General features: G+C 37.9%; 3 protein-coding genes. 2 read left to right on the top strand and 1 reads right to left on the bottom strand.

Features of this window, described 5'->3' with window-relative positions:
- Positions 1-9 precede the first annotated feature (9 nt).
- Both SNR28_RS03810 and rhlP read left to right on the top strand, forming a co-directional pair.
- On the top strand, positions 10-684 hold the full coding sequence (locus SNR28_RS03810) for a hypothetical protein (RefSeq protein WP_375749696.1): 675 nt from the start codon (positions 10-12) through the stop codon (positions 682-684).
- A 59-nt stretch (positions 685-743) separates the two neighbouring features.
- Positions 744-1,568, top strand: a complete 825-nt coding sequence (gene rhlP / locus SNR28_RS03815) for a rhombotarget lipoprotein (protein WP_375749697.1) — start codon at positions 744-746, stop codon at positions 1,566-1,568.
- A 72-nt stretch (positions 1,569-1,640) separates the two neighbouring features.
- Here the strand turns inward: rhlP and SNR28_RS03820 are convergent, their stop codons facing one another.
- The gene (locus tag SNR28_RS03820) at positions 1,641-3,581 is read right to left on the bottom strand and encodes an ATP-binding cassette domain-containing protein (RefSeq protein WP_375749698.1); all 1,941 of its coding nucleotides are present in this window, start codon (positions 3,579-3,581) and stop codon (positions 1,641-1,643) included.
- Between the last annotated feature and the right edge of the window lie 522 nt (positions 3,582-4,103).

Consider the following 4,103-nt stretch of genomic DNA (forward strand, 5'->3'; position numbering starts at 1 on the left):
TTGTTTTAAATGAAGAAACTTATCACTGAGTGCTATTACTTCAGCACACTAAATTTCAACACTATTTTCAGAATCTTTGGTCCTTTTGCGATAATTACAGCTGTTTTAAGTCCTGTTATTGAAGTAATGAGTAGCGTCTATGAGTATAACTGGGTTTATCTCATGTATCTGTGCATGTTTAGTATTGTGCATACTTATCTTATGGTTCGATTTATCAAATTTATGGCCTCTGTTGCCTCCGGTCGAGTTATTGAACAAACGGTGTCGTTCCGTGAGTGGTTTGATTTAATCATTGTGTATTTTATCTATGGTGTTGCCGTCATGCTTGGAATGATTGCTTTGATTATTCCGGGCTTATATTTTTCAGCTCGATATGGATTTGCAGACTTTGAAGTCGTCTTAAACAAGAAAAAGCCTTTTTCTGCACTAGATACCAGCTGGAAAGAGACGAAAGGAATAACCCTAAAGCTGATATTGGTATCTGTACTCATTGGTGGTTTCCAGATAGTGTCAGGCACTATTCTTGGTTACGTTGGGGATACCTCGATGGCAATTAACATAGTAACAACGGTATTATCTGACCTCATTTCGACTGTTGTGATGATATTTATGTCTATTGCATACTTCCGCGTGTACGTAACCAACTTCGCGGCTAATGAAGTTCCAGCAGAAAGTGAAGCTTAGTGGCTTAAATCTTCTTATAAATATATAGAAAACTGTGATGTTTTCTAAAGGGATTGTTTATGAAAAAAATCGTTTTTGTCCTTGCCTTGTTTGTAACTCTGTTTGGTTGTGCTGGGATTAGCCAAAACGAAGTCACCGTTTCTAGTAGTCTGGTTGATTTTCTTTATCCTGATTCAGAGAACTATAAAGAACATCAACCGTCCATTCCTCATCTAACATTGCCTATTAATGTCGGGATAGCTTTTGTTCCAAGCGCTGATAACAACAAACTAGCGCTCTCAGCGAAGCGGAAGCATGAGATTCTAACAAAAGTGAAGGATGAGTTTTTAAGCCTCGAATATGTCAACAGGATAGAAGTTATATCTGATGCATATCTGAAACAAGGAGGCAGCTTTGATAACCTTAAACAGCTTTCAAGGTTGTATGATGTTCAGGTCATGGCTTTAGTTTCCTACGACCAAGTAGCTCGAAATACACAGAATAATGCGGCACTACTTTATTGGACAATCGCTGGGATGTACTTAATCCCTGGAGATGAAAATAATACACAAACTTTTGTTGATACCGCAGTTTTTGATATAAATAGTCAAAAGCTACTCTTTCGTGCTCCGGGAATCAGTGATGTTGAATCTTACTCCACCGCAGTAGGGGTAGAGGATAATTTTTACGATAACTCAAATAAAGGGTTTAACTTAGCTGTTTCAGATATGGTCACGAATCTGAAATCAGAACTCGAAATATTCAAGGTTCGTGTGAAGGAAGAGAAAGTGGCCAAGGTAAGCTATAGCGATGATTATAGCGGAGGTGGTATTGGTTGGCCGCTTATGATTCTAGTATGCTTGGTTGCTGCTATTCGTTTAAAAACAAATAAGCCTTCAAAGTAAGTACTCATACTCTTAAATTTAAACGCCATACTTTGCCAGAATGCAGAGTATGGCTTTTGTCTAGTTTCGTTTCTAAACCTTAACGATAGAACTCTTCTGATTTATCAGCTGTTGATTACTGATCTCAAACAGGTTTGGTAGCTGGTTTAATGTCACTCTGTCATGTGAGACCACAAGTAATATCGCTTCTGGTGCTTCTTGCTTTATGTATTGGAGCAATGCGGCTACATCTGCCGAAGATAGATTAGATAATGCTTCATCCAACACAATAAGTTGTTTATTAGGATCGATGCTCATCAAAATCATCAACTTTCTCTTCTGGCCAGTGGACATAGGAATCTGGCTAATATCCCGTTGAAATATAAACTCGTAATCAATAGAAGTGTGCGTAAATATTAGGCTACAGATTTTCGTGATTTTGTTTACGTCTGTTACACCGCGCATATAAAAGTTGGAATAAACACTGCCTCGAATGAAATCTGAAGTAGGGTCAATAAAGACGACCTGTTTAGCAAAGACGCTTGGATCGATATCAACACCATTGTAGAAACTATTAAAGAGTATGGTACCGGAGTATTCCTGGTGTGACTGAACAATGGTCGACATAAGCGAAGACTTACCGGAGCCGATCGGACCATAAAAGCCGTAAGTGTTACCTTTAGTCAGTTCGAGATTAACGCCAATAAGAAGAGGTGATTGCTCAGCGCTAATATCAACATTCTTTAAAGTAATACTGGCGATGTTGTCCAGGTGCAGACCTTTGCTAACTATTTTGGGCTCGATGTTTTCCAATAGATCCGCGATAGCCAGTTTTAGGTGGTAAGTTGATACCAGAATGAAAAAACCTTTGGTAACAAAGCTAATAACGCTTGATGCAGCGCGACCATTAAGTATTAAGAGCGCAAACAGAACGTTAAATACACTCGTATCTATCTTCGATGTATAGAAAAGTACAATAAATAACGAAAAGCTCGCGATAAAAGAGCTGACTCGAACAAACTCTTCCCAGTTGAAATTGAAACTAGCGAGTTTATGATCACTATCAAACGACTTTTTGCACGACTGTTCAAAGTTGTTTAGCAGAGATTGGTTATTTAGAAATCTTAGCTGCTTGTTATTTCTGTAGTATGAAATTCTTTCGTTCAGTAGGTCTTGCTGTGCAGACTCTAATTCAATAAACACCTTGTAATTGCGGTAACGCATATATGTTGCAGCGCCTATAACCACGATGTAAAAGCCAAACAATGCTAAGGCGTACGTACCAATAAACATAAACAGCAAAGAGATAACCAAAAGAAATATGGAGGCATCCATAATGATACTAGGTAGGTTTTCCCATATAACCTTACGGTTTGATTCAACCATACGCATTTTGGTTAAGCTGTCTTTTTGCTTAAAACCGGGCATCAATGAAAGTAGATAGCGCTCCATTTTCAAAGAGTTGTTCTCTAACTTACGCAGATGAATGTGTTTTATTGCGTATTTGAGCGCATATTCACACCCCCACAAAATTAAAAAAGCCGCGGTGACGAAAAGTAGCGTAGAGGCTTGTGAGTTAAATATCAGGCGAGTATTGAATAGGTTGCTATAAAAAGCTGGGATAAGAACAAATGGTACAGCGGCCAACAAAAAGAAGTTTGCTTTAGGGAATAGCTGATATACCACTTCTACGAATTCACGAGTCTTAAGTACCTTTGGGTATGCCTCTATAAAAACGATTTCTTTCCCGATCAACGCGTTTGCTTCAATTTGCTCGTGTTTGTCGTTCACTAAGTTAACGCCAATGCGTTGCACATAGCTTGGTGCTAAATCGGAGACGATGAATGCTTCGGGTAGGTCATTAACTGATTTAACTTCCCGCTTTTCAAAACTGTAGTTAAAGAGAGAATCCACGAATAATGGCTTGAGTTGCGAGATAAGCTGGTCCAGCGTTTCGCCTTCAATGTGTTTAAACGCTTTCCAATCAAATTTTGCTTGTGATTGATTAACAAGCAGCGTTATTACTGATTTCATAGAAGCCTCGCAAACATAAAGTATTCGTATAATAAGTATCAGCGATACAATGCACAATCTGATCTGAGCTTTTCTTTTGATTTAACAGCAATTGATAGGCTGTGTCTCGGCTCTTGTTGCTGGTTTATTAATAAATTGCTTACTTATTGAGCGCTCCTGCCGTGCACTCTATGACTACATAACATTAATTAATGAATGCCTGCCTTTGTCTTTGTGTGAATGATATAATATAGGATCTTATAAACCGTTATTGACTATTGTGACTACAAGGAAAGTTTGAACAAAAATTAGCTGAAAACTCAAAGTTATAGAGGGTGTTAAAGGTTTTGTGATCAAGCCCATCTGTCGATTTGAGAAATGATAAATTAGTTTCATCAATAGCTCATAATTGTGCTATAAGAGCAAACACTCAAAAATGATGAAATTAAAATGCTTTTTGAGAGTTCTAACTTCTATATCTATTTCGGTTAACCCATTCTGATTAAATTCTGGGCAAATTAAAGAGTAACTGGGTCTGTTATT

It is taken from the genome of Vibrio iocasae, assembly GCF_042245395.1.
GTDB lineage: Bacteria > Pseudomonadota > Gammaproteobacteria > Enterobacterales > Vibrionaceae > Vibrio > Vibrio iocasae.

Bases quoted from the DNA above. Each gene is read 5' to 3' on its own strand.
- rhlP (WP_375749697.1), top strand. From the start codon at position 744: ATGAAAAAAATCGTTTTTGTCCTTGCCTTGTTTGTAACTCTGTTTGGT.
- SNR28_RS03810 (WP_375749696.1), top strand. From the start codon at position 10: ATGAAGAAACTTATCACTGAGTGCTATTACTTCAGCACACTAAATTTC.
- SNR28_RS03820 (WP_375749698.1), bottom strand. From the start codon at position 3,581: ATGAAATCAGTAATAACGCTGCTTGTTAATCAATCACAAGCAAAATTT.